The sequence below is a fragment of the Stenotrophomonas sp. genome (assembly GCF_059505245.1).
The window spans coordinates 95,584-116,637 of the sequence record NZ_JCACKF010000050.1 but is presented as its reverse complement, the minus strand read 5'-3'; the positions used below and the strand labels follow the sequence as shown (position 1 = coordinate 116,637).

Sequence of the window (21,054 nt, the reverse complement as noted above, 5' to 3'; positions counted from 1 at the left end):
GTCAAATGGCCTCGAACTTGTTTGCCTGCACTGGAATGACGAACCGATGCGACATGGTAAGCATGCGCATATAACCAGGTGTCTTAGCTCTGAGGATGTCCTGCTCGATACCCTCGAAGGCGATCTGAACTCGTCCCAACGCACGGGCCTCATCCTGGCTGGATAGATGGCCGACGAAGAAATTTTCTGTCTGAGCCAAAAGGTCCTTGTTGATCGTGGAGGGTGACTGGGTCGAATACACCATCCCGATGTGGAACTTCGCCCCCTCCTTGGCAAAGCGAGCATACACTCCGGTCAAATCACGCGCATCAGGAGGAAATAGGTTATGGGCCTCCTCGAAATACAGCTGAACGAAGCGACCTCCCAGAGCGTTGCTAACAAACTTAGTCTCTTGATGGGCGAACACCGCCTTCGACAACATGTCGGCAAAGTAGCGACGGATTTCATCCGTTGCATTACCCAGATCTAGTATTACAGTCTTTCCGTCGTCCAAAAGCTTAAGGATTTCGGCATTGAAGTCTCCAGCATGGGGAGAGTGAAAGACTCTGTAAGGACGCAGCATAGCTGGACCTGTCCCCAAGGCTCCGGGACTGAAGAATTTTAGAAGCGCGAGATGATCCGCTTCGAACATGGGCTTCCCAGATGAAGAAGTAAGCTCTGGGTGGTTAGGATTCTCCCTAACGAACTGAGCCATAACTTCAAGCTCAGCCCTCAACCCATCAGGTGAATCGATAGCTGCCGGCGCATCCGTGTCGCGAACAGCCTGATACGCGGCATTGCGCAAATTTTTATTGAAATGCGGATTGAAATTCTTTGCATTCTTTGAAACAAGCCCCAAGGCCCTCAACCTGGCCTCATCCATTTCAAAGCCAGCCTTTGAGAGAATTGCCCAGAACATCTGAATCTTTCGAATTGGCCTGACCTTTTCGCCATCAGGAAGTGCTTTTATGCCTTCGATGGAGGGCAGCTCAACGCTGCTGAAGCTTTTGACGTAATCTGCGCTCTTGTTTGCTTGCGCAAGCATGGAGCCAATGACCTGGATAGCTGAATCAGTCTGCTCGTAGAAATTCAGTCGCAAAGGCTTAGAGGGAGTTTCCGCTCGGCTCGTCAAGGCATAGACTTCGCAGCGGTCTGCATTGGCCGAGCGGATGGACTTGTTCCCATCTTGCGGATTGTCGTTGGCATACTCGCCATTCACATCAAAGATCAACTGGCCTACTGACTTGTCATCTGCTGTTGCATCAAGCATTCCCTTGGCAATGAGCTTGACTACGTTGGACTTACCAAGCCGCGTCTTGCCGAACATCGCAGTTCGGCAGCCCTTGAAATCTCGCATGGAGATTGATACGCCGATTCTGCTTGCGGTTGCGCTGGACAGACCGCACTCCATCGTCCTCAACGCCCCGATTTCGATCTGGCTCTCTGGCTTGACCATGCCATTGACGATTACTCTCAACAGAGCGTCATCCGGCGCAAAAACTTTGTATCGATGTGCGCTCACCACATTGTTCACATCACCGGAGTAGGCGAGACGTTGCATAGCGGCAGGATCGGCGTAAAACATCCCCAGCACATCACAGTCCAGAGCCCCCCACTGCAACTCGCTCTGTGTCCAAACATCCAGTTCTGGCATGGACTTCTTGTGCAGCTCAAAATACGTCTGCTGAACTTGATTACTCAGTGGCGTGGGTGACACGCCAGTCACTCGAAGAAGGGTGAAGTGCGCCGGTGCCGCCGCCGTATTTACCGGCGTCATGATCAAAAATGAGCCGCGAGGGATTCCGCCCACGGCCAGCTTGTAGGGATCGCTCGTGATGATCTTTGCAGTGTCGAAACCTAGCTCTAGCACGTAGCCCACAAAGCGCATCTTGCTTGTCTGCTTTGCAGCCTCATTGCGCGCCTCCGTCTCAAGGAAACTTCGCAGGGCATCAATCGGATTGCCTTGCGTGGCCGAGGTATGCATCAAGCTTCCAAGCGTGGACATAGCGACTCCTTTAAATATTGCAAGTAATGATGAGCTCTTCGAATTGCTTGCGACTCGCACCATCAGCAGATATCTGAGAGAACCGGCTTGCTGAACGCGTCAGAAAATCCCAGCTCTCATACAGTGCGCGGACAGAATGATGATTGGCATTGGTTGCCACGACTTTGGCACCACGCGCGGCTGCACGCTTGAGTGCTCTTGCTAGTCGTTCCTGGTCAGCCCAAGAAAAGAGAACTTCGTTGTACTTGATGAAACCGTTAAGGTTGTGCCGAACGGTATATGGCGGGTCGGCAAAGACCAGATCGCCTTCCATCGCTTCATCGATCACCCTTTCGAAGTCACCGACACGAAGATCGGCCGTGGCCAGTAAAGCAGCCATGGATTTGAAGTCGTCGGTCTCCATCAAAACGCTATCTTTGCTACCGCGAGGCACATTGAACTCACCTTGGCGGTTCACACGATAGATACCGTTAAAGCAGGTCCTGTTGAGATAGATCATCCGCGAGGCCTTTTGGACCAACTTCGTGGGCGTTCGCGCACGGACGGTGTAATAGTAATTGCCGTCTGCGTCGTGAAGTCGTTGGTGGTAGGCCAAGCTTTTCTTGAGGCCAACCCAGTGATCCTTCATAGCCTGGTAGGCGGCTATAACTTCCGGGTTAACGTCGTTGAGCACGGCCTGTTGCGGCCGCAAATGAAAGTAGACTGCGCCGCCGCCAAGGAACGGCTCGAAATACCTGTTATAGGTAGTCGGGAAGAGACCCGCATGATGCCTGACAAACCAGCGCTTCCCCCCTGCCCATTTTAGGAACGGGCTAAGCGTAGATTGGGCGCCCCTATCGAGACCTCCTCCCACTTCGGTCTCACCAGTGTTACGCCAGAACGACTTAGACTTAGCCCGCAGATTCATAACACCCCTTTCCTCTCAATTAAAGCATCAGGAGGGGCAATGTCAAGCTCTGACACAGGCTCCTTGGCTTAAGCTCACTGATGGCCTGCTCCGTAAAAAGCTTGCGCCGCTATGACCATTGAGCCTACTCCTCCGTAGTGAGCTAACCTGATCAATCCTGATTCCAGCGCCGCCTCAGCAAAACAACGAAGTCCTCGATCACACGACGCGCGTCAATCGACAGCACCTGCCTGACTTGATGCGCGGGAGCCAGGAATACAGGCTCCTCATGCTCACCCTGTCGCCATGGGAACTGTCCCGAATTGGGGCTCGCATCATGCTCCGCCCTGGTGCGCCATGCGCCGCCACCATCCCCACTGAGCCTGACGGCTGGCACGATGTGGGTGATTCTCTCAGTGGGATCGATCCGCGAGAGCAGCCATGCCGCATACCCCACAGCGCTGGCCAGTTTGCTAGCTATGTCTTCTTCCAAGACCACTGGCAGCCCCATCCCGCGTGCCGGAGGCGGCACGGGAAGACTGATCAACAGATCACCGTTTGGCCAAAGGCGTACCGATGCCCCAGACCTGTGGCCGTCATCCTGATCCACGACGAGTGCCTCACCTTCCAACCGAGATCGGCTACCGGCCGCCCGATCAAAAATCGGGTGTGCGCCAAAGAGAGCGCTCTGCTGAATCTCCGCAATCAGGGAAGGAGCCTCCATCTCTGCGGGTCGAAGGATGGCTGAGACGGGACCGCTGGCTATTGCCAGCTGAAGTGTGTTCGCCCCATATCCCCGCTCCAGCGCGGGAAGGAGCCTAGTCGCCCTAGCCTTCAATTCTTCAGGATTCAGTGGCGCTACGGCATGAGCTAGCTCATGCCGATGAATGGCGCGGGTCACCTTGTCCTCCAAGTCCTCTGGGGACACAAATTCCTGTCGGAAGAGGCCTCCCTCCCAACCTCCGACTTCATTGATCAAAGCAACCTGGCTATCTTCCGGCTCCGCACCTGCCAGCAGGAAGACAAGGATGGGCTTACGGTTTCGCGCTTCCAGAATTTCTTCGTGAGTGGCCGAAACCCCGCCCGCTTGGGGCACACCGTAGCGAGGCCCCAAGATCAGGATCACAAGATCGGACTCTCGCACTCCGCCAAGGCAAGCAACTTGCGGAGAGCTAGGCCTAGCGCCGAAGTCCTCCGCCATGATGGGAGCGTGCCCCAGCCTCTCGACGGCACGCTTCACTGCGGCTCGCTCGGCTTCCATCCCGGAAATCAACGAACTAATGAAAACCTTCATCTCGACACCCCAGATACGACGGTTGAGCGCCAGCGTTATGCCGGACCAAGAGCCAAGGCTCCATTAGACAATCAGGCGGTCTCCCAAGATGAGACAGCAGGGGCGCAAGGCCGCCCCTGCTTGGATGCACTATCCAGGGAAAGCCGGGAATTTTTCGTTAGGGTGGGAAGCCTTCCAAGTTGTGTAAGCGGAAGTCCCTTCCCATGCAGCGAACGCGCGAGGGGTTCTGCCTCGGCCGCTCCAGGTTTCGCCCGTATGTGGGAGCCAATACTTGGGCGCGACTTCCTTCTTCACACCTCCCGCCTTCTTAGGGGCATCAGCCCCAAGTAGGCTGACGATCTCGGCGCGCTGCTTCGCAGAGAAGCTCTTGCCGTATTGGGAAACGAGGTTGGCGACCTCCGCGAAGGCATCAGCGGCCTGCTCTTGGAGAAGCTGGACTTCCTGCTCCTCCAACTTGCGCAGCTCTTCTGCAAGCTTGGCTTTAGCGGAGGCAATCGAATCAAGTGACGGCTTGGTCATTCTTAAAAACCTGAAATTGGTGGCGAAAAGAGAGAAGGTAGATAGGAAGCTCTGGACGCTAAGCGCCACCGTCCCTCCACCGGAAACAAGCTATACGGTCTTTTCCCTCTAGACAACCGGGCCGGGTCTGGAAGGGATGGAGTTCCCTCCATTCAACCTAGCCGGGGTTGCCACTTGCCATAGAGCCTGGGCGAGGCGACCCAACAAAGAGAATGGAGGATGGTGATGCCCATCGCAAATTCGAAAAGATCCTGCATGCCTATTCTGTAATAAAGCACGCTTAGGCGTAAGCACACTCAAAATCGTACAGTACACAAATGACTGCAAGATAGAAGCGGTCACCCAAGGCAAACCATTACGCGACAAGGCTCCAAAAGGCACAGAGGACTAATTCACCAGAAAAGTATTCGCGCTAATTTCTACGGTTCGGCGAATGCCTAAGCAACGCGGCAACGCTCTAGATCTCGTTTGACGAATCAAAGCCAGGCCTTAGCACTGCTCCCATCATCCAAGGAGACAGGGCCGTGCCAAAAACAGTAAAGAACTTCCTTCAAGACTTCCCTTTTAATCCCGACGCCGATGACACGCTTCACCTTAAGGGCATCAGGATCGGGCGCTTCCGGATTGATGAGCTGGTCATCACCGGACGCGAAGCGGCCATCCATGCGCAAGAGATCCTCAACGCGGCTATGGAGCGCTCCCGACGCTCTCGCATCAATGCCGCAGGCACGCGCTACCTTGAGCCCCTATCCGCAGGCCACCCCGCCCGGCTTCTTTCCGTAGAGATCAAGGACTATCTGGGAGATAGAGAGCGCCGCTGCCTCGCACAAGAGACCATCGACTCTACGGCCCGAACCCTGCGGCTTCTCCAGATGACCTGCGGGGACATCCCCGTGTCGCGCATTGACCACCCCCACATTTACCGCCTCTGGGACCTCATGCGCTGGTCACCCCCAGGGCTCTTCTCTGATCCCGCCTATCGAGGGATCAGCTATGACGAAGCAATTGCCTGCGGCAAGGAGCTAGATGTTCCTCAGCTCGCCCCTGCAACGCTTGAACGTCATCGACGCTTCCTGGTCTCCTTCTTCAATCAGCTGGTCAAGACCAAAGCTATTGATGCGTCCCCCATGGCTGCGTTCGCAGAGATCAAGAAAGACCTGGTCACCGATCCCAACAAGCCAGAGCGGCTCTTTGATGAAGACGACCTCCGCCGCATCTTCGACCCGAAGACGTTCATTCCCTGGGCGAGCAAATACCCCCACCGATGGTGGCTCCCCATAATCGGCCTGTATACAGGCGCACGCATCAACGAAGTCGCTCAGCTGAAGGTCGCCGACATCGTCCAGGAGAGCGATGTCTGGTGTATCCGCATCCAGAAGACTGTGGATCCTGACTTGGCGCACCGGACCCGGCTCAGGAGTCGGCAAAGCCTAAAGGGCAAGGCATCTATCCGAACGATCCCCATCCCGAAGCCCCTGTTGGACGCAGGCTTCCTAGACTTCATGGATGACATCAGAGAGTGCGGCCACCCTCGCCTCTTCCCACACCTATCCGCTGGTGTGAACCGTAAGACCGGCGAGACCAATGCTCGCTACAGCCTGGCGGCGCTTAGCCAGTTCAGCCGCTACATGAAGGACCTTGGCTTCCCTAGAGGGGTCGGGTTCCATGCCTTCCGCCACACCATCGCTACAGAGCTCCACCACCAGAACGTCCCTGACGAAGACATTGCTCTGATCACGGGCCACTCTGTCAGCAAGCGCGTGCCCGTGCTTCACGATGCTTACTTCCACAAGAAGCCTGCCGTGATGCGCAGGAAGCAGATAGAGACCTTGGAGAAATACAGGCCTGCCGTGGTGCTTCCAGTCTATGCCAAGGGGCAATTCAAGCGATGCTTGAAGGACAAAAAGAGGTTCTATCCTTAAGCATCGAAGCAGAATCAGCCCAGCCGGGAGGTAGTCCAGCCTCCACGCTGACTAGCCTTGCTACATGGGATACATTCGAGGCCTATGGGCAAGGCTAGGACGCCGCCGAGCCGTGCCCCTGACATTTCTGGTCCCAGAAGGAGCTGGTAGCTAAATGGATTCAACTCGATTGCGGGCACCTGTTACCCATCGTTTCAAGCCATTCGGCGCCTGCATCTATTGTGGTGCTACACAAGGGCGCTTGACCGAAGAGCACATCGTGCCGAAAGGCCTTGGTGGAACTCTCGTACTGCCAGATTCAAGTTGCGATCCGTGTGCAAAGCTTACGTCCCAGTTCGAAATGAGAGTGCTTCGCGGATTTTTGGATCGCGGCCGCCAATCTTTGGGAATAAAGGGTCGAAAATCTCATCGACGGCCCGCCACGGAATCGATGAAACAGACCTTCATACGCGCCGATAATTCCCTGGTTGAGCACGATGTCCCTTGGGATCAAAGCGTCAAAGTCATGCACCTCCCCGTCCTTCCTCTGCCCGGTTTCCTCGACCCAAAATTTCCGCCCGATCCTTCTGCAGAGGGCATAGAGGTTTCCGCCATGGATACGCTGACCATGGGACTTGGCGAGGGGGAGACAGTTCGCGAGCACACCTCTGTCGGCATCCAGTTTCAGGACAGGATGGACATCTGGTCATTCGTCCAGATGCTGGCCAAGATTGCACACGGCTACCAGGTCGCGGTGCACGGTGCTTTTCCTATTGAGCAAAGCCCACTGGTGCCCATCATTCTTGGCAAGCGATGGGATGCGCGAAACTGGATTGGTTGCACAGAGCAGGATCCGCTTCCATCTGATCGTCAGTGCTTGCACCTTCTCCAAGACGTTCCATTGACGGGCGGTGATGGCTCCAGCGCTTCGGTGATCCGCATCAAGCTGTTCGCCGACTATCCGAGCCCGACCTACGCTTTAGCGGCCAGACTTCAAGCCTGAAACGAGAGCGTTGCCTTCCTACCAATAGGCGCTGCGCCTGGACTTCGAACTAGACCAGCGTAAAGACATAGGACACCTTCATGGCTCAACCGCAGGAATCGACCGTCGCAGTAATGATTGACTGCGACAACGTTGCCCCCGAAATCGTGGACTTCGCGCTCCTCATGGCTGCGCAGGCCGGGCGCGTAACGCTTCGACGGGGCTACGGCAATCGCGCTACCTTGGGCAACTCTTGGCAAGAGGCCCTGGTTCGCCAGGCCTTCACTCCATGCCTTCAGTTCCAATACGCAGCGAAGAAGAACACCTCCGATATCGCCCTGGCCTTGGATGCACTGGAGGCGCTCTTCGATCAGCGGGCAGACATCTTCTGCCTAGTGACCAGCGACTCCGACTTCGCCTACCTCTGCAGGAAGCTCCGAGAGCGCGGCGCCACGGTTCTGATCGTCGGCGAAGCCAAGACTCCCGATGCTTTGCGCAATGCCTGTGACCAGTTCTTCGAGTGGTCCGCCCAAGAAGCCTCATCGCCAGAGCCGCCAGATCTTCAGGACCCGCCGCACCCTGCTGAGCACAGCAGCGAGGCAAAGAGCAACGGCAGCGCGCCGCTCCCCAAACGCCGTCCTCGGTTCGTCATCGAGGCTGTCTCGCTGCTTGCCGGTAGCACGCCAGAGGGCAAGGTTAGCCTCAATTCTTTAGGCTCTTATCTGAAGCGAGCAGATTCCGGCTTCTCGCCTGGCATCTATGGGCATTCCGGTCTTCTCAATATGGTGAAGACCTACGATCTCCTGTCACTCAAGCAGGAAGAGAATGGGCAGTGGTCCGTAAGCTTGGCGCCTAAGCCAGAGACAGCCTGACGCGGGCCACTACTGCCGCTTGGCGCATCGCACCAAAAAAGGGCCCCGCGTCTGCGGGGCCCTAGACTTCAGTAGCCGTAACCAGATCGACGCGGCTGCGTCCTCGGCTGGTTGTAGGGGCTACCGTATGGATTGCTCTGCGTTGGCTTGTAAGGATCTACAGTCCCGGACTTCCCGTTGTAGGGGTTGTAATTTCCTTGGGTGCTGTAGTTGTCCAGCTTGGTGGAGTTCGCATTGCTACGGTGGTGAGGCTGGACGTAGGTACCGTCCGAGCGATAGTGCCCCTTCACCGAATGGCTCTGAGCCGAAACAGCAAAAGAGCCCGCCAGAGCGACACCAGCGGCAAGGGTGAGCAACAGCTTTTTCATTTCCTTCTCCTTGGATGGGGCATCAGTCCCCACAGCCTCGTGCCCCCTGCATAGGCTGCAGTCCCCCGATCCTTCTCTTGGCTGAACACAGGCAAGACTCGGAACGGCAAGCGTCCGTGTCAATTATTTCACCTTTCCCATTGGGACAGGGGCAAAGGAGCAGCCATATCTAATGCCGCGCGAGCCGAACTGCACATGGTAGCGACACCATCCAAATATTCCCCACCCCTTTACTTTTTCCATAAATCAATTAAAAGCTTCCAAACAGCTAACGAGACAGAGAATGAACGAAGCCAAGAGAAAATCCGAAAAAAAAGAATCGAATTTAGCCATAAATATTATGTTTACATTCATACTCACGGTCGGAATACTGCTTGGAATGGTCATTACCTTCGTCGCACTCTCACCCGGAACGGATGCTCATACTTGCCAAGGGGCCGCGGCTAGCTCATCCACAAAGACGACGCCCACAGCATCAGGCTCGCCAAAGTCCCAATGATTGTCCACAACCTGGAGTTAAATCTCTTACGCAACCCGACGGAGCAAAAGAATGCAATCAAAAATATTGAGAACCAATTTGTCGCTGCGAATACACCTTTTTCAGGAAATTTATCCCAGTTAAATAAAATAATCATCTCGGCACCCAAAGTCACAACCGAGATCAGCGAGAGCCAGCGCAGACTAATTGAATCAAGCCCACCATCAATAACTTCTTCCAGCCCATTTGCGAAAAGATGGAATTTCCGCCACACCTCAGCGACCTTTTTCCGTGCATTTGAAATAAGCAGACTTATTTTAAACTTCACCCCACAACCTCCATGCCATGCGGCTTGTTGAAAATCTTTACTGCTGCTGATCTTACTTTACTGGTGTGCCATCAGGAACGTCATACATGATGTCAGTGATCTCACTCACAAGACGGTGATCAAGCAAGAGAGTAATGATGACCTTCGCAGTCGCTGCAGTTGGAATTATTCTCCCAGCCTTATCGAAGGTTACGCCCCACTTCCGTTTCGTCGCAACGGCCTTGAGCGCCTTGAGATACTTGGGGTCAGAGTAAAGGGATTTTTCCTGAATGACCGCCATCCTCTTCAGGTGCGTACCGTTCTCACCTACATATTCCAACAACGGCGCCATATCAGTAAATAGAGCGGAGAAAGACGGCTCCGCCTTGAGCTCGCCAAACGCCTGAACGTAACCAGCGCGATACTGCATCATTGACTCAAAGCCCCTTTTGTTCGACACCAGAAGAACATCGTCCAAGGCGAAGATGTCAAATCGCGGCTCAAGGGTGAACTCATCACCTGCTACAGCGGACAACTGTCCATTCTCAAAAATGGCATTAATCACGTTTTTCTTTTTGTAGACAGGCTTCCACGTCATCGGAGTGCGCCGCGTGGCGTAGAGGGTCTTCCCGTCCTTTACAAACTTCACCAGGTAGCCGACAGCGCCTTTGAGCTTCTTAAGATCATTAGTCGCATGGTCAGACTCCGGCTCGTCAACGAGATCCTTTAGAACCTGAAAGTCGGTATCACCCACAGCAATAGTAAGGCATCCATCATCGGTGGGCTGAGAGAGATGCCCATATGGAATCCACTCGTTAATGCGCGCCCTCTCATTTTCCGCAAAACCCTTGAGAGCGTTATCCAGGACTGGATCCGTCTTGATGTAGTACGCCTTGAATTTCTTGGTGCCAGCGCTCCTCTTAAACACCCAAAGGAACACGTTTGACCCGGCGAGGTCAAATGCCTTGAGGCTTTTCAATGCCAAATCGCTCATGGGTCCCCCATCAAATATACTTCCTGAACATCCTCAATAAGCTGCTTGCCAGGCAACAGCTTTCCTTGCTTCAGCGCGCGCACGGTCTTACGGACCTGTTTCCCACCGACAGCAATATCAACCTCATACAGTCGCCAGCCGAAAGCAATCAATACGGGGTTCATCAGAATCTGCCCCGACCTATACGTAATCAAAAACAAGAGCACAAGAAAAACGAAGAATCCCGCCAACTTCTGTGGATCTCCGTAACTCAACCCCATGAATGATACAACGTAGGGGAAAACATAATTAATCAGGTCATTCGGAACGGGCTTCGCGGACAGAACCTCAGCTTCGCTCTTCAGTCGGACAGCCTTCATGGAATACATCGTCAGCCAAAGTGCGGCTGATGTAACCACTATTGCTGCCAAGGATGCCCAAGGGTGCTCGAAGATCTGTAGTTCGCAATCAAACTGTCCTCTCCAACCACATACGGGTTGTCCCCACAGCGCTTTTTTTATGTCTTGCGCCGCCAGTACAAAGGCCAGCGGGGCATACGACCCTAGAAAAAGCACTCCTGCTGACCACATCCGAAATTGCATTCCGGTATTTCCTTCTAGTCCACCCCTCTGTTGCCAAGCATAGACCGGCCTCGTCTCATCGACCGAGAACTCCGCCGGGTCAAGGACGCCAGCTAAAGACACCCATTGATTAGAAGCCCTCATAGATAGCGGCTCGCCTGCGGGGATCTTTAGGACGGCCCAAGCCGACGAACTCCAGGCCGTACGCCTGCTCGCATCATGGTGCGAACTTGGGTAGCATCCGGGACACACCACAGGACACAAATCCGGTTTGTGGACGCCTCCGGAGCTAGGCGGGACGGTCAAGGTACTGTTTCCCCCTCTCTCCGCCAGACAAATGAAGAAGCCGCCCTCTGGGCGGCTTTTTTATTTGGCTGGCGGAGAGCATCGGGCGAGAGAAGCCCTGCCGGGGTTCGACGGTTCTGCAGGAGCAGAACCGGACCGCCGAAGGCGGGTCCCGGGGCGCAGCGCGCACCGGGATCGGGTGCATGGATGCACCCGACAATCCCCCTCTCTCCGCCAGATAACTGAAAAAGGCTGCCTTCGGGCAGCCTTTTTCAGTTATCTGGCGGGGATGCGAAGTGCGCTGCGCGCGCTTCGCCCCAAACGTTGCTGCGCAACGTTCGGGCCCCTCCCCTTGCCGGCCTCTCCCCGCCCCTGTCGGGGCAGCCCCTCAACAGAGGGGCTTGTTGCTCCAGATCCATCAATGGGTTTCCGCCGTGCGGGGATGCCTGGTCGGCTGTACCTCGCAGAAGCCACTGGCGGGGGATGCGAAGTGCGCTGCGCGCGCTTCGCCCCAAACGTTGCTGCGCAACGTTCGGGCCCCTCCCCTTGCCGGCCTCTCCCCGCCCCTGTCGGGGCAGCCCCTCAACAGAGGGGCTTGTTGCTCCAGATCCATCAATGGGTTTCCGCCGTGCGGGGATGCCTGGTCGGCTGTACCTCGCAGAAGCCACTGGCGGGGGATGCGAAGTGCGCTGCGCGCGCTTCGCCCCAAACGTTGCTGCGCAACGTTCGGGCCCCTCCCCTTGCCGGCCTCTCCCCGCCCCTGTCGGGGCAGCCCCTCAACAGAGGGGCTTGTTGCTCCAGATCCATCAATGGGTTTCCGTCGTGCGGGGATGCCTGGTCGACCGTCCCGCTTCCACGTTCGATGGCCGTCCAACGACAGGATCTGCCCCACGTCGTGGCACCCCGCGCTTCCTGTCCACGCCCTGACCACTGGCCGTGCCGTGGCGATGCAACGACACGCTGGCACTCACTGCCTGTTGCTATGCTCGGGCCACAGGGGATTGATGCCCGCTATCGGGCCGGATGAGGAACATCAACATGCGGTATTTCATGACGAAGCTAGTGATCACCTCCGCCTTGCTGATCGGCAGCGGCACCGCAGTCGCACAGGGCGGCGGTGCGGCGCAGTTCGGCGCACTGGGAGGCACGCATGCAGGCAATGCCCTGGCGTGCGGCGCAACCCCGGAACAGGCCGCCAAGCTGCGCGCAAGCCACAAGGCACAGGCAAAAACCGTGTTCGGCGCCGAAGCAGGCTTCGACCAGGCCTATGACACGGCCGAAGCGCAGACACAGAAGAAGATCACCGATGCCTGGAAGAAGGGCCAGTACAAGCCCACCAGCGAAGTCTGCAACGAACTGATGAAGCAGGTGCGTTCATGACGCAGAAGCACGGATCGACGATGTCCGCAGTGCGCGCGAGCCTGTTGGCCGCCAGCCTGGTACTGGCACTGGGTGCCTGCAAGCGCGCTGGCGAAGCGCCTGCAGAGGGTGGCGCTTCCTCGGCCGCACCTTCCAGCACCGCAGCCGAACCATCACCGCAGGCGGCTGCGGCCACGGATGGAAGCCAGAAGGCCGCAGCATTCAATGTTGCCGAGCTGCCCGTATCGCAGGCAACGATCGGCAGCTTCCCTTATCTCGGACTGCCGCAGGGCTACACCAGCCAGGACGTCGTAGACAGCGAATTCGATCGCGTACCGTTCTGGACCGGCGATCGGGTGGAATGGATTGAAGGCAAGGTTCATTCTTCGGTCCTGCAGAGCAGCAGCGATCACCCTTATTCGCAGCTGGAGCTCAGCCGCAATGTACAGAGCCTGATCGAGGCCCTGGGGGGCAAGCGCATTTTCTCCGGCACCATACCGGCCGATGCATCGCGTGACATCGGCAACAGCAAGGCGGCGACCACCTATGTCGGCGGCATCGGCGACATCTACAACGAACCCGCAGAAACCTATGTCATCCATCGCGAAGATCGCGATATCTGGATTCACCTGGGCTCGGGTGGAAACTCCGGCGGCCTGCTCGTCGCAGAGACAAAACCGGTGCAGATCACGGCCAAGGTCATTGAAGCGGACACGCTGAAACAGGCACTGGACAGCAGTGGCAAGGTATCCATCCAGGTGAACTTCGCAACCGACGCTGCCGAGATCCTTCCCGATTCGGAACCGCAGATCGCACAGGTCACCCAGCTGTTGAAGGCCGACCCACAGCTTCGCCTTTCCGTTGAAGGACACACCGACAACAGCGGCAGCCAATCGCACAACCAGACGCTCTCGCAGGCGCGTGCGGAGTCGGTGCGCACGCGTCTTGTCGGCGGTGGAATCGCAGCCGAACGCCTGAGCGCGAAAGGCTATGGGCAGAGCCAGCCGGTCGCCGACAACGCAACCGAAGAAGGGCGTCGCGCCAATCGTCGCGTGGAACTGGTCAAGCGCTGATATCACCACGACATTACTGCGTTGAAGCACTCCGGAAAAAGCACATGCCCTGCATGTGCTTTTTTTCTTTTCCGCGCCGCACGGTCATTTGTTTTGCCGCGGATGCAACGAGATAAAAACACGCGGATCTTTCATCCCGTTCGAACAAGCAGCAGGCCGTGCACGCGCCCTCTGTGGCGCGCCAATATTCCGGCACCACAAGCCGCCTGCGTGACACAAATATGTCAGTTAAGTGTTAATTTCCTTAACGAAAAGCGGTGCATCTAGCTCAAATTTGACGTGATTATGTGCAGACAATTGTTAATCTGCAATGCGCATCACATTTTCAAATATTTCATTGCATATCGGAAAAACCTGACTTGTATCGTCAATTTTCTGTCGATAGGCTTGGCCCCGTTCTCGAACAAGCGACAAATTTTCGACGAACCAGGGTGTGAGCTTCCTGTCTTTACCTCGCCCTGCCATTAATCAGGATCCCCCAGCGGACACGCCGAATATCCCGCACACCCGGGAGGATTCCTGCCATCAAGGAGGAAATACATGGAACGCAGCCGTCGTCACATCCGTTTTTCCCGTAAGCAGGCCGGTCAGGGCATGACCGAGTACATCATCATCACCGCGCTGATCGCCATCGCCGCGATCGGAGCCGTCACCTTCTTCGGAGGCACGGTCCGCAGCCAGGTGGCAGGCATGTCGAAGGAACTTTCCGGCCAGAGCGCGACGCAGTCGATCAACCGCGCCAAGAACCAGGCCAACAGCGCCCAGCAGGAAGCTGACAAGACCAAGGGCATGGACGCGTACAAGAACAAGTAATACCCCAGCCCTGGCGGCATGAAGCCGCCAGGGCCCTCCCAGCATAATCTCCCTGCGCGCACCGCACGCGGCGCGCGACGGGCAGCCATGGCCTCCGGCCCAGGAATTCGTTATGCGCAGCGCATTGGCTTTGGCACGAAGCCGTGCGGCCCGGGGCGTTTCCAGCCACCGAACGGTCGCCGGCCAAGCAATGGTTCTCGGGCTGGCACTCATTCTGGTTCTATGCATCGGGATTGTCCTGCTGTTCAACACAGGGCAGGTGGTGAACAAGAAGGTGGAGCTGGTCAATGCGGCCGACGCCGCCGCCTACAGCGTTGCGATCCAGCAGGCACGCGCACTGAACTACGCGGCCTACATGAACCGTGCCCGCGTTGCCAACGAAGTGGCCGTGGCACAGACGATCAGCCTCTATTCGTGGCTGAACCAGATGCACACCACCTCCATCGTCATCCGCACCACGCTGGATGTGCTCTCCGCCATTCCCTACATCGGCGTGGTGTTCAAGGCATTGGCAACCGCCTTCAAGGTCGCCGAACGCATTCTCAAGGTCACCCGCCAGACGTTCCAGCCTGTCGCGCAGGCGGCCATCATCGCCATCGACAAGCTCAACATGATGTTCGCCGCCTCGGTGCAGCTCGTCATCGAGGGCGTATCGCGGCTGGACAGCTACACCATCGCCAAGGATGTGCTGCAGCGGAACTCACCGCAGGCACAACTGGGCACCATCGGAACCGCGGTGCTCGGCACGCAACTGGCCACGGCCGAGAACCGGCTGCTGCAGCGCTACAGCATTCCCCGTACCGCCAACGGTGGCTCGGCCACGCAGCGCCAGGGCGCCGACCGCTTCCGCAATGTGGTGATGCAGTCGCGTGATGGCTTCAGCAAGAGCCGCAGCGATGATTTCCTCGGCTTCCTGGTGCAGTCCGGCGGCACCGACATGGTCGACTACAACCGATGGGCAGCGCTGGACACCATGGCCGTCGAGCTTCCGCTGCCATGGCCGCTTTCCGATATCGATATTCCGGTCGGCTGGGGCGGTGCGCAGGCCGTGGAAAGCTATCGCAACCAGCGCTTCCTCAACGGCTTCGGCAACGGCAACGGCTGGTACTCGGACTGGGACCGCCGCCGCTACCGCCCGTATGGCGAAGCGGTGCGCCGCAATCGCGGCGCGGCGTGGATTGTCGACCGCAGCCAGGATGCCAACGTGCGCTTCGCCAATGGCCAGCATCGCAAGGCCTTCTTCACCGGCTACAACGGCCTGCGCGACTATCACGACGTCAAGGCCGGGCAGGCACTGCAGCCCTACGCCGAGAATGATCGTGACCGCGACAAGGTCGGCCCGGTCTTCACCATCTATGCCGAGACCGCCGGCACCAGCGCGCGCACCACGTCCGGCGCCGGCATCGGCGCCCCGGCCGGCTCGCAGATGGAACTGCCGGACAGGATGGCCAACAACAAGATCGCCGCACTTTCCTCCGCGCAGGTGTTCTTCGACCGCCCGGTGCAGCTGCGCATGTTCAGCCGCGATGACCGCAAGCGTGAAACCGGAAACCTGTTCAGTCCTTACTGGCAGGCACGACTGGTCAAGACCGATGCCACCACCAAGGCTGCCCTCGCGGCAGCCGGAGCCTTGATGCCATGACGTTTGCTGTTTTCAATCGCCTGCACCTGTCGATCGCCACACTGCTGATCAGCGGCTGTGGCAGCGCGGCGGACAACGGCGAGCCCGCCGCTGCCAGGAACATGCCGGGCATCCATCTTGACCAGATTGCCGAAACCCTGGTGGATGGACGCAACGCGGCGCGCACCAGCTACCAGCAGGCACTGAGCGACTGCCAGGCAGCAGGATTGCCGACCCGCGCACTGGATGACGCCGATGTCGCCCGCCTGGGAACCGTCCGTTACGAAGCCTGGCTTTCCAGCAAAGAGGAAGTGTTCCGTACCCGCGAATGGCGCCTGCTCAACGATGGCCCTGCGACCAGCTGCCAGTTCCGGCTGGAGGCCACCGGCCTGCAGGAGACCCAGAGCGCCTCCGGCGTGGAGCAGGTCGATCTGGCAACGGGAGAGCGTAGCCAGTCCCCTGCCGACAGCGACGGGCTCACCCGCTTTGCCGCCGAAGCCGACGAGGGCAGCGCCTCGCCGGGCTTCCAGCGCGCGGGCAACCGCAGGGTCGCTGGCCAGCCGTGCAACGTGTGGAAGGACGAGAACGGACGGTTCAGCCAGTGCGTGTGGTCGGCTGGTGCCAGCTGGGGCTTCACCCCCGGTGCGCTGAACGACTACCGGCCGAGCCGCTACGCCATTGTCCTGGAGCAGGAACCCCTCGACGGCAATGGCACCCGCCTGACCACGCAGCGCATGACGGTGGGCCAACCCTTTGAACGCGGCGACCTCGAGGTACCGCGCGAACCGTCCTCCCAACGATGACCTGCTGAGGTAGCCATGGACAGGGAACGCCCATTCCGCGGCGCGCGTCGCCAGCGCGGCCAGAGTCTCACCGAAGTCGCCGTGCTCTGCGCCGTGCTGGTGCCGATCTTCCTGCTGATCCCGATCCTGGCCAAGTACATCCACGCCCGCCAGGCCACCCAGCAGGCCGCGCGCGCGATCGCCTGGGAAGCCACCGTATCGCCGGACTACAAGCTGCCGGCCAGCGGCCGCCAGCGCGATCTTGCCGTCGACCGCTATTTCGGGCGTGCCAACGATCCCATCGTCAGCCAGGCGCAGACCGGCGCACGCGATGCCGCCGTCGGCGACGTCCTGATGAATACCTTCTCCAACCAGCCGCTGGTGCGGCGCGGTGACCTCGCCCTGGTCTCCTACACCAGCACGTCGGCAGGCGGCATGATGAAGAAGATCGGCGACGTGACCTCGATGTTCGGTTCGTTCCCGCCCAACCGCAACGGCCTGACCCAGGCCCAGCTGCGGTTGGATGTGCAGGATCTGAAAAGTGCCAACGGCAGTGCTGCCGCCTATCTGGAACCCTTCGATTCGCTGGGCCTGAAGCTGCAGGCCACCCATGTGGTGCTGGCCGACCCCTGGAATGCAGCCGGTTCCGGGCTCAAGGTCAACTCGTCACGCTCGGTGATCGCGCAGGTCAAGCCACTGGTGCCATCCCAGCACATGGCGGGCATCGCCAAGGCGTTTGACGGCCTCTCCGGCATTCCGATGATCGGGACGCTGAGCAGGCTTGATCCCGGTTACATCGCGCCCGACGTGGTGCCTGTCGACAAGTTGCCTGCCTATGCGCCGTCGCGTTGACCTGCTGGCGGCACTGGCCGCGCTGCTGTTCGCCTGGCCTGCGCTGGCCGCGTCCTGGCCGGACATTCCCGAGCCCGAGGGCGCGCAGAGCGAGTGGGTGGCCAAGGACATGCTCTACAACGGCCTGCCCATGCGCATCTCGCGCTTCACGTCCGCATTGCCGGTGTCGTCCATCGTCAGCTACTACAACCGCGAATGGCCCGGGCAGACCGTGATCAACGAGGTCGGCGGCAAGACCGTGATCGGCCACGCACACGGCGAGTACTACGTGACCATCGAGGTATCGGCCAAGGGCAGTGGCAGCCAGTCACAGATCGGCATTACACGCCTGCTCAAGCGCAAGCCCGATGCCGCGGCCGGCGCCGATTTCCCGAAACCGTCCGGGACGCAGGTGATCAATGACATCACCTACCTGGACACGCCCGGGCGCAGCCTGTCCATGGAAAGCACGCTGTCTCCGTTCCAGACCGATGCCTTCTATGCCAGCCGCCTCCCCGCGGACGGCTGGAGCCGAAGTTCCGGCCCTGCGGGGTGTTCGATGATCGCGCTGCAGTGCGTTGTCCGCTACAGCAAGGGCAGCCAGGAAATGACCATGACCTTCAACCGGCACGAGCAGGGAACCTCGATTGTCGTCAACCAGTCGCAGCACTGAGACCACCGCCATGAGAAAACGCATTCCCCCGTCCCTACGCCGCCAGCGCGGGGCCGCACTGATCGAGTACGCCGTGGTCGCTTCCGTCGGTGTCCTGGTCCTGGTCGCCGAGCCGAACATCGTGCTCGAGCTGATCGATTCACTGCGCAAGGCGTACCAGGGGTTCACCTACATGCTGTCGATGGGAGTCGTATGAAGGCGCTCCCGCTGAAAGCCAACCGCAACGTCGTCTTCATCATCATCGCCCTCGCGCTCGGCCTGTTCGCGGCCCTGGTCGCCGTGCGCTACGTGCAGAAGGCAGTGAACGAGCGTGCCGCTCCGCCGGTGGAAATGGTGCCGGTAGCCGTGCCCAAGACCGACATGGAGCCGGGCAGCATTGTCACCGTTGCCGACCTTGCAGTGCGCGAAGTCCCCGCCGACCTGCCGCCTGCCGATGCGATCACGCCGGACAATGTGTCCGAGTACAGCGGCCGCATGCTGCGCGCGCCGATCCGCGAAGGTGCACCGCTGGGTGCCAGTGCACTGGTACCGCTGTACGACCAGTTCTCGCGCGTGATCGCCAAGGGCAACGTGGGCTACACCCTCCAGGTGGACGAGACGAACTCGATCTCCGGCATGATTGCTCCCGGGGATCACGTCGACATCCTGCTCACCGTCGAGCAGGAACAGACCGGTGCCCGGGTGCTGCCGCTGCTTGAGGACATCAACGTTCTGGCAACCGGCAACCGCGTCGGCGAAACGCCGGCCTCGGAAGACCAGCAGGGCTATTCGAACATCACTCTGGAACTGACACCGGCACAGGCGCAGCGACTCACGGTCGCCGCCAAGGCCGGTTCGATGCGGGTGATGCTTCGCCAGGTGGAGGATCGTGGTGCGTTCGGCCTCAGTGGCATGACGCAGAGGGAACTGCTCGGCAACGGCACGCAGGGTCGTGCTGGCGTGCAATTCATCATTGGGGGCAAAGGGTCGACGAATGCGCAGCAATAATGGAATCCGCAGCCTCATCGCCGCCACTGCGGCCATCGCTGTTGTCACCTCGCCACTGCTGGCCGTGGCACAGACCACCGGCACCCAGCTGACCCCGGTACCGGTCATGGCCGCACCGCGCCCTGCTGTCCAGGCGCAACCGCAGCCCAATACCAACCATGCACCGGTACCCGGTGGGCAGAGCGCCTTCCCGGCGCCGGTTCCCGATCCCGCCTATCGCACCAGCGCGTCGGCCATGCCCGCGGTGCCACTGCCCACCCGCGCCCGGATCTATGCCGGCCAGGCCGCCGTCTACACGCTGCCCAGCGGGCTCAAGCGCGTGGCCGTCGGTAGTGGCGAGATGCTCGAGGTCACCAACGTCGGCCCGCGCGACCTGATCATGATGGGCATGAAGCCCGGCTCCACCACGGTTCACCTGTGGCTGCAGAACGGCAAGCAGCTGCAGGTGCAGGTGGACATCTCCGAGAACGATGCCGCCAGCCTGGCCGAGACCATCCGTACCCTGCTGGCCGACGTGGAAAAGATCAATGTGCATGCGGTCGCCGACCGTGTGGTCATTACCGGCCAGGACATCAACCCGGGCATCGGCAGCCGCATCGATGCGATACAGAAGATCTACCCGACGGTGTTGAATTTCACTACCGCCGACCCGGTGGGCATGCGCCCGATGGTGCAGATGGACGTGAAGATCATGGAATTCGACACCAATGCGCTGGAAGAACTCGGCATCCAGTGGGACAACGTCATCCGTGGCCCGGTGGCGGGCATCGTCAAGGATTTCACCAACAACAACTACTACCGCATCAACCCCGAGCAGAGCCCGGCCAACGGCGTGCTGCTGCCGAACAAGCTGCAGGGAACCCAGGCCTTCTTTGGCATCGCCACGCAGATCGGCTCGGCGATCAACCTGATGATGAACAAGGGCAAGGCGTTCCTGCTGGCCTCGCCCCAACTCAGCGCCCGCAGCGGCGGGCAGGCCAAGTTCCTGGCCGGCGGCGAAGTGCCGATCCCGGTTCCGCAGGGCTTCGGCCAGGTCACCGTCGACTACAAGGAATACGGCATCAAGCTCGACATCGAGCCCCTGGTCAACTTCAATGAGGACATCTCCACCCGCATCCTGGCTGAGGTCAGCCGCGTCGATCCGACGGTGACCGTGCAGGGCGTGCCTGGCTTCACCACCCGCCGCACCGAGTCGGAAATCAACGTCCACGCAGGGGAAACCATCGTCATCTCCGGGCTGATCGACTCCAGCGCGCAGCAGGATGCCAAGCGCCTGCCGCTGCTGGGCGATATCCCGATCCTCGGAAAGCTGTTCCGCTCCGATGGCTTCCGTGGCAATCGTACCGAGCTGGTGATGTTCGTTACTCCGCGCGTGGTGACGCCGGGCTCGCAGGAAAACCTCGATGGCCTGGAGCGTGCGCGACAGATCCAGGAGCGCGGCCAGCAGGCCATGCCGCGCAGGAACAAAGATTTCGTGCAGTGACC

21 protein-coding genes and 1 pseudogene are annotated in these 21,054 nt (G+C 59.0%); 14 read left to right on the top strand and 8 right to left on the bottom strand.

The window, feature by feature from the left end; translation table 11 throughout:
- Window position 1: 1 nt before the first annotated feature.
- From AC5JLE_RS19725 to AC5JLE_RS19710, 4 genes are all read right to left on the bottom strand, one after another.
- Entirely contained in the window at window positions 2–1,984 is a 1,983-nt protein-coding gene (locus tag AC5JLE_RS19725) for an ATP-binding protein (RefSeq protein ID WP_005409141.1), read from the bottom strand.
- Window positions 1,985–1,994: 10 nt separating this feature from the next.
- On the bottom strand, window positions 1,995–2,891 hold the full coding sequence (locus AC5JLE_RS19720; RefSeq protein WP_005409140.1) for a DNA adenine methylase: 897 nt from the start codon (window positions 2,889–2,891) through the stop codon (window positions 1,995–1,997).
- 151 nt (window positions 2,892–3,042) lie between these two features.
- Window positions 3,043–4,164, bottom strand: a complete 1,122-nt coding sequence (locus AC5JLE_RS19715; RefSeq protein WP_496065562.1) for a DUF4062 domain-containing protein — start codon at window positions 4,162–4,164, stop codon at window positions 3,043–3,045.
- Between the two features lie 129 nt (window positions 4,165–4,293).
- Entirely contained in the window at window positions 4,294–4,683 is a 390-nt protein-coding gene (locus AC5JLE_RS19710; RefSeq protein WP_496065561.1) for an H-NS histone family protein, read from the bottom strand.
- 524 nt (window positions 4,684–5,207) lie between these two features.
- On the opposite strand from AC5JLE_RS19710, the gene AC5JLE_RS19705 reads away from it, so the two are divergent.
- The 4 genes and pseudogenes from AC5JLE_RS19705 to AC5JLE_RS19690 all read left to right on the top strand — a co-directional run bounded on the left by AC5JLE_RS19705 (window position 5,208) and on the right by AC5JLE_RS19690 (window position 8,438).
- The gene (locus AC5JLE_RS19705; RefSeq protein ID WP_496065560.1) at window positions 5,208–6,605 is read left to right on the top strand and encodes a site-specific integrase; all 1,398 of its coding nucleotides are present in this window, start codon (window positions 5,208–5,210) and stop codon (window positions 6,603–6,605) included.
- A gap of 154 nt (window positions 6,606–6,759) precedes the next feature.
- Window positions 6,760–6,915 (top strand): annotated as a pseudogene (locus tag AC5JLE_RS19700) (hypothetical protein); the annotation flags it as partial.
- Window positions 6,916–7,035: 120 nt separating this feature from the next.
- Complete coding sequence (locus tag AC5JLE_RS19695) at window positions 7,036–7,587, top strand: hypothetical protein (protein WP_478445908.1); 552 nt, start codon at window positions 7,036–7,038, stop codon at window positions 7,585–7,587.
- 80 nt (window positions 7,588–7,667) lie between these two features.
- Window positions 7,668–8,438, top strand: a complete 771-nt coding sequence (locus AC5JLE_RS19690; protein WP_478445499.1) for an NYN domain-containing protein — start codon at window positions 7,668–7,670, stop codon at window positions 8,436–8,438.
- Between the two features lie 68 nt (window positions 8,439–8,506).
- On the opposite strand, the gene AC5JLE_RS19685 is transcribed toward AC5JLE_RS19690, so the two are convergent.
- The 4 genes from AC5JLE_RS19685 to AC5JLE_RS19670 all read right to left on the bottom strand — a co-directional run bounded on the left by AC5JLE_RS19685 (window position 8,507) and on the right by AC5JLE_RS19670 (window position 11,166).
- Window positions 8,507–8,806, bottom strand: a complete 300-nt coding sequence (locus AC5JLE_RS19685) for a hypothetical protein (RefSeq protein ID WP_478445498.1) — start codon at window positions 8,804–8,806, stop codon at window positions 8,507–8,509.
- A 443-nt stretch (window positions 8,807–9,249) separates the two neighbouring features.
- Complete coding sequence (locus AC5JLE_RS19680) at window positions 9,250–9,612, bottom strand: hypothetical protein (RefSeq protein ID WP_496065559.1); 363 nt, start codon at window positions 9,610–9,612, stop codon at window positions 9,250–9,252.
- 52 nt (window positions 9,613–9,664) lie between these two features.
- Window positions 9,665–10,585 (bottom strand): Kiwa anti-phage protein KwaB-like domain-containing protein, encoded by a 921-nt coding sequence (locus AC5JLE_RS19675; protein WP_496065558.1) that lies wholly within the window; start codon window positions 10,583–10,585, stop codon window positions 9,665–9,667.
- Window positions 10,582–11,166, bottom strand: a complete 585-nt coding sequence (locus AC5JLE_RS19670; RefSeq protein WP_076739501.1) for a KwaA family protein — start codon at window positions 11,164–11,166, stop codon at window positions 10,582–10,584. Before AC5JLE_RS19670 ends, AC5JLE_RS19675 begins: the two co-directional genes overlap by 4 nt.
- A gap of 1,314 nt (window positions 11,167–12,480) precedes the next feature.
- On the opposite strand from AC5JLE_RS19670, the gene AC5JLE_RS19665 reads away from it, so the two are divergent.
- The 10 genes from AC5JLE_RS19665 (at window position 12,481) to AC5JLE_RS19620 (ending at window position 21,052) form a co-directional block, all read left to right on the top strand.
- Window positions 12,481–12,810 (top strand): hypothetical protein, encoded by a 330-nt coding sequence (locus AC5JLE_RS19665; RefSeq protein WP_126411778.1) that lies wholly within the window; start codon window positions 12,481–12,483, stop codon window positions 12,808–12,810.
- Entirely contained in the window at window positions 12,807–13,862 is a 1,056-nt protein-coding gene (locus tag AC5JLE_RS19660) for an OmpA family protein (RefSeq protein WP_164167236.1), read from the top strand. The genes AC5JLE_RS19665 and AC5JLE_RS19660 overlap by 4 nt, the downstream gene beginning before the upstream one ends.
- Window positions 13,863–14,402: 540 nt before the next feature.
- On the top strand, window positions 14,403–14,675 hold the full coding sequence (locus AC5JLE_RS19655) for a hypothetical protein (protein ID WP_014036176.1): 273 nt from the start codon (window positions 14,403–14,405) through the stop codon (window positions 14,673–14,675).
- Window positions 14,676–14,787: 112 nt separating this feature from the next.
- A complete protein-coding gene (locus tag AC5JLE_RS19650) occupies window positions 14,788–16,317 on the top strand; it encodes a pilus assembly protein TadG-related protein (RefSeq protein WP_321210539.1) in 1,530 nt (509 codons plus the stop codon).
- Entirely contained in the window at window positions 16,314–17,099 is a 786-nt protein-coding gene (locus AC5JLE_RS19645; protein WP_014646173.1) for a hypothetical protein, read from the top strand. Before AC5JLE_RS19650 ends, AC5JLE_RS19645 begins: the two co-directional genes overlap by 4 nt.
- 15 nt (window positions 17,100–17,114) lie before the next feature.
- On the top strand, window positions 17,115–17,930 hold the full coding sequence (locus AC5JLE_RS19640) for a TadE/TadG family type IV pilus assembly protein (RefSeq protein WP_014036173.1): 816 nt from the start codon (window positions 17,115–17,117) through the stop codon (window positions 17,928–17,930).
- Window positions 17,914–18,582 (top strand): hypothetical protein, encoded by a 669-nt coding sequence (locus tag AC5JLE_RS19635; protein WP_014646172.1) that lies wholly within the window; start codon window positions 17,914–17,916, stop codon window positions 18,580–18,582. Before AC5JLE_RS19640 ends, AC5JLE_RS19635 begins: the two co-directional genes overlap by 17 nt.
- A 10-nt stretch (window positions 18,583–18,592) precedes the next feature.
- Window positions 18,593–18,778, top strand: a complete 186-nt coding sequence (locus AC5JLE_RS19630; protein WP_014646171.1) for a hypothetical protein — start codon at window positions 18,593–18,595, stop codon at window positions 18,776–18,778.
- Window positions 18,775–19,569, top strand: a complete 795-nt coding sequence (gene cpaB / locus AC5JLE_RS19625; protein ID WP_014036170.1) for a Flp pilus assembly protein CpaB — start codon at window positions 18,775–18,777, stop codon at window positions 19,567–19,569. Before AC5JLE_RS19630 ends, cpaB begins: the two co-directional genes overlap by 4 nt.
- Window positions 19,556–21,052, top strand: coding sequence for a type II and III secretion system protein family protein (locus tag AC5JLE_RS19620; protein ID WP_496065557.1), 1,497 nt, complete (start codon window positions 19,556–19,558; stop codon window positions 21,050–21,052). The genes cpaB and AC5JLE_RS19620 overlap by 14 nt, the downstream gene beginning before the upstream one ends.
- The last annotated feature ends 2 nt before the right edge of the window (window positions 21,053–21,054 follow it).

Bases quoted from the DNA above. Each gene is read 5' to 3' on its own strand.
- AC5JLE_RS19725 (WP_005409141.1), bottom strand. From the start codon at position 1,984: ATGTCCACGCTTGGAAGCTTGATGCATACCTCGGCCACGCAAGGCAAT.
- AC5JLE_RS19720 (WP_005409140.1), bottom strand. From the start codon at position 2,891: ATGAATCTGCGGGCTAAGTCTAAGTCGTTCTGGCGTAACACTGGTGAG.
- AC5JLE_RS19715 (WP_496065562.1), bottom strand. From the start codon at position 4,164: ATGAAGGTTTTCATTAGTTCGTTGATTTCCGGGATGGAAGCCGAGCGA.
- AC5JLE_RS19710 (WP_496065561.1), bottom strand. From the start codon at position 4,683: ATGACCAAGCCGTCACTTGATTCGATTGCCTCCGCTAAAGCCAAGCTT.
- AC5JLE_RS19695 (WP_478445908.1), top strand. From the start codon at position 7,036: ATGAAACAGACCTTCATACGCGCCGATAATTCCCTGGTTGAGCACGAT.
- AC5JLE_RS19690 (WP_478445499.1), top strand. From the start codon at position 7,668: ATGGCTCAACCGCAGGAATCGACCGTCGCAGTAATGATTGACTGCGAC.
- AC5JLE_RS19685 (WP_478445498.1), bottom strand. From the start codon at position 8,806: ATGAAAAAGCTGTTGCTCACCCTTGCCGCTGGTGTCGCTCTGGCGGGC.
- AC5JLE_RS19675 (WP_496065558.1), bottom strand. From the start codon at position 10,585: ATGAGCGATTTGGCATTGAAAAGCCTCAAGGCATTTGACCTCGCCGGG.
- AC5JLE_RS19670 (WP_076739501.1), bottom strand. From the start codon at position 11,166: ATGCAATTTCGGATGTGGTCAGCAGGAGTGCTTTTTCTAGGGTCGTAT.
- AC5JLE_RS19665 (WP_126411778.1), top strand. From the start codon at position 12,481: ATGACGAAGCTAGTGATCACCTCCGCCTTGCTGATCGGCAGCGGCACC.
- AC5JLE_RS19660 (WP_164167236.1), top strand. From the start codon at position 12,807: ATGACGCAGAAGCACGGATCGACGATGTCCGCAGTGCGCGCGAGCCTG.
- AC5JLE_RS19655 (WP_014036176.1), top strand. From the start codon at position 14,403: ATGGAACGCAGCCGTCGTCACATCCGTTTTTCCCGTAAGCAGGCCGGT.
- AC5JLE_RS19650 (WP_321210539.1), top strand. From the start codon at position 14,788: ATGCGCAGCGCATTGGCTTTGGCACGAAGCCGTGCGGCCCGGGGCGTT.
- AC5JLE_RS19645 (WP_014646173.1), top strand. From the start codon at position 16,314: ATGACGTTTGCTGTTTTCAATCGCCTGCACCTGTCGATCGCCACACTG.
- AC5JLE_RS19640 (WP_014036173.1), top strand. From the start codon at position 17,115: ATGGACAGGGAACGCCCATTCCGCGGCGCGCGTCGCCAGCGCGGCCAG.
- AC5JLE_RS19635 (WP_014646172.1), top strand. From the start codon at position 17,914: ATGCGCCGTCGCGTTGACCTGCTGGCGGCACTGGCCGCGCTGCTGTTC.
- AC5JLE_RS19630 (WP_014646171.1), top strand. From the start codon at position 18,593: ATGAGAAAACGCATTCCCCCGTCCCTACGCCGCCAGCGCGGGGCCGCA.
- cpaB (WP_014036170.1), top strand. From the start codon at position 18,775: ATGAAGGCGCTCCCGCTGAAAGCCAACCGCAACGTCGTCTTCATCATC.
- AC5JLE_RS19620 (WP_496065557.1), top strand. From the start codon at position 19,556: ATGCGCAGCAATAATGGAATCCGCAGCCTCATCGCCGCCACTGCGGCC.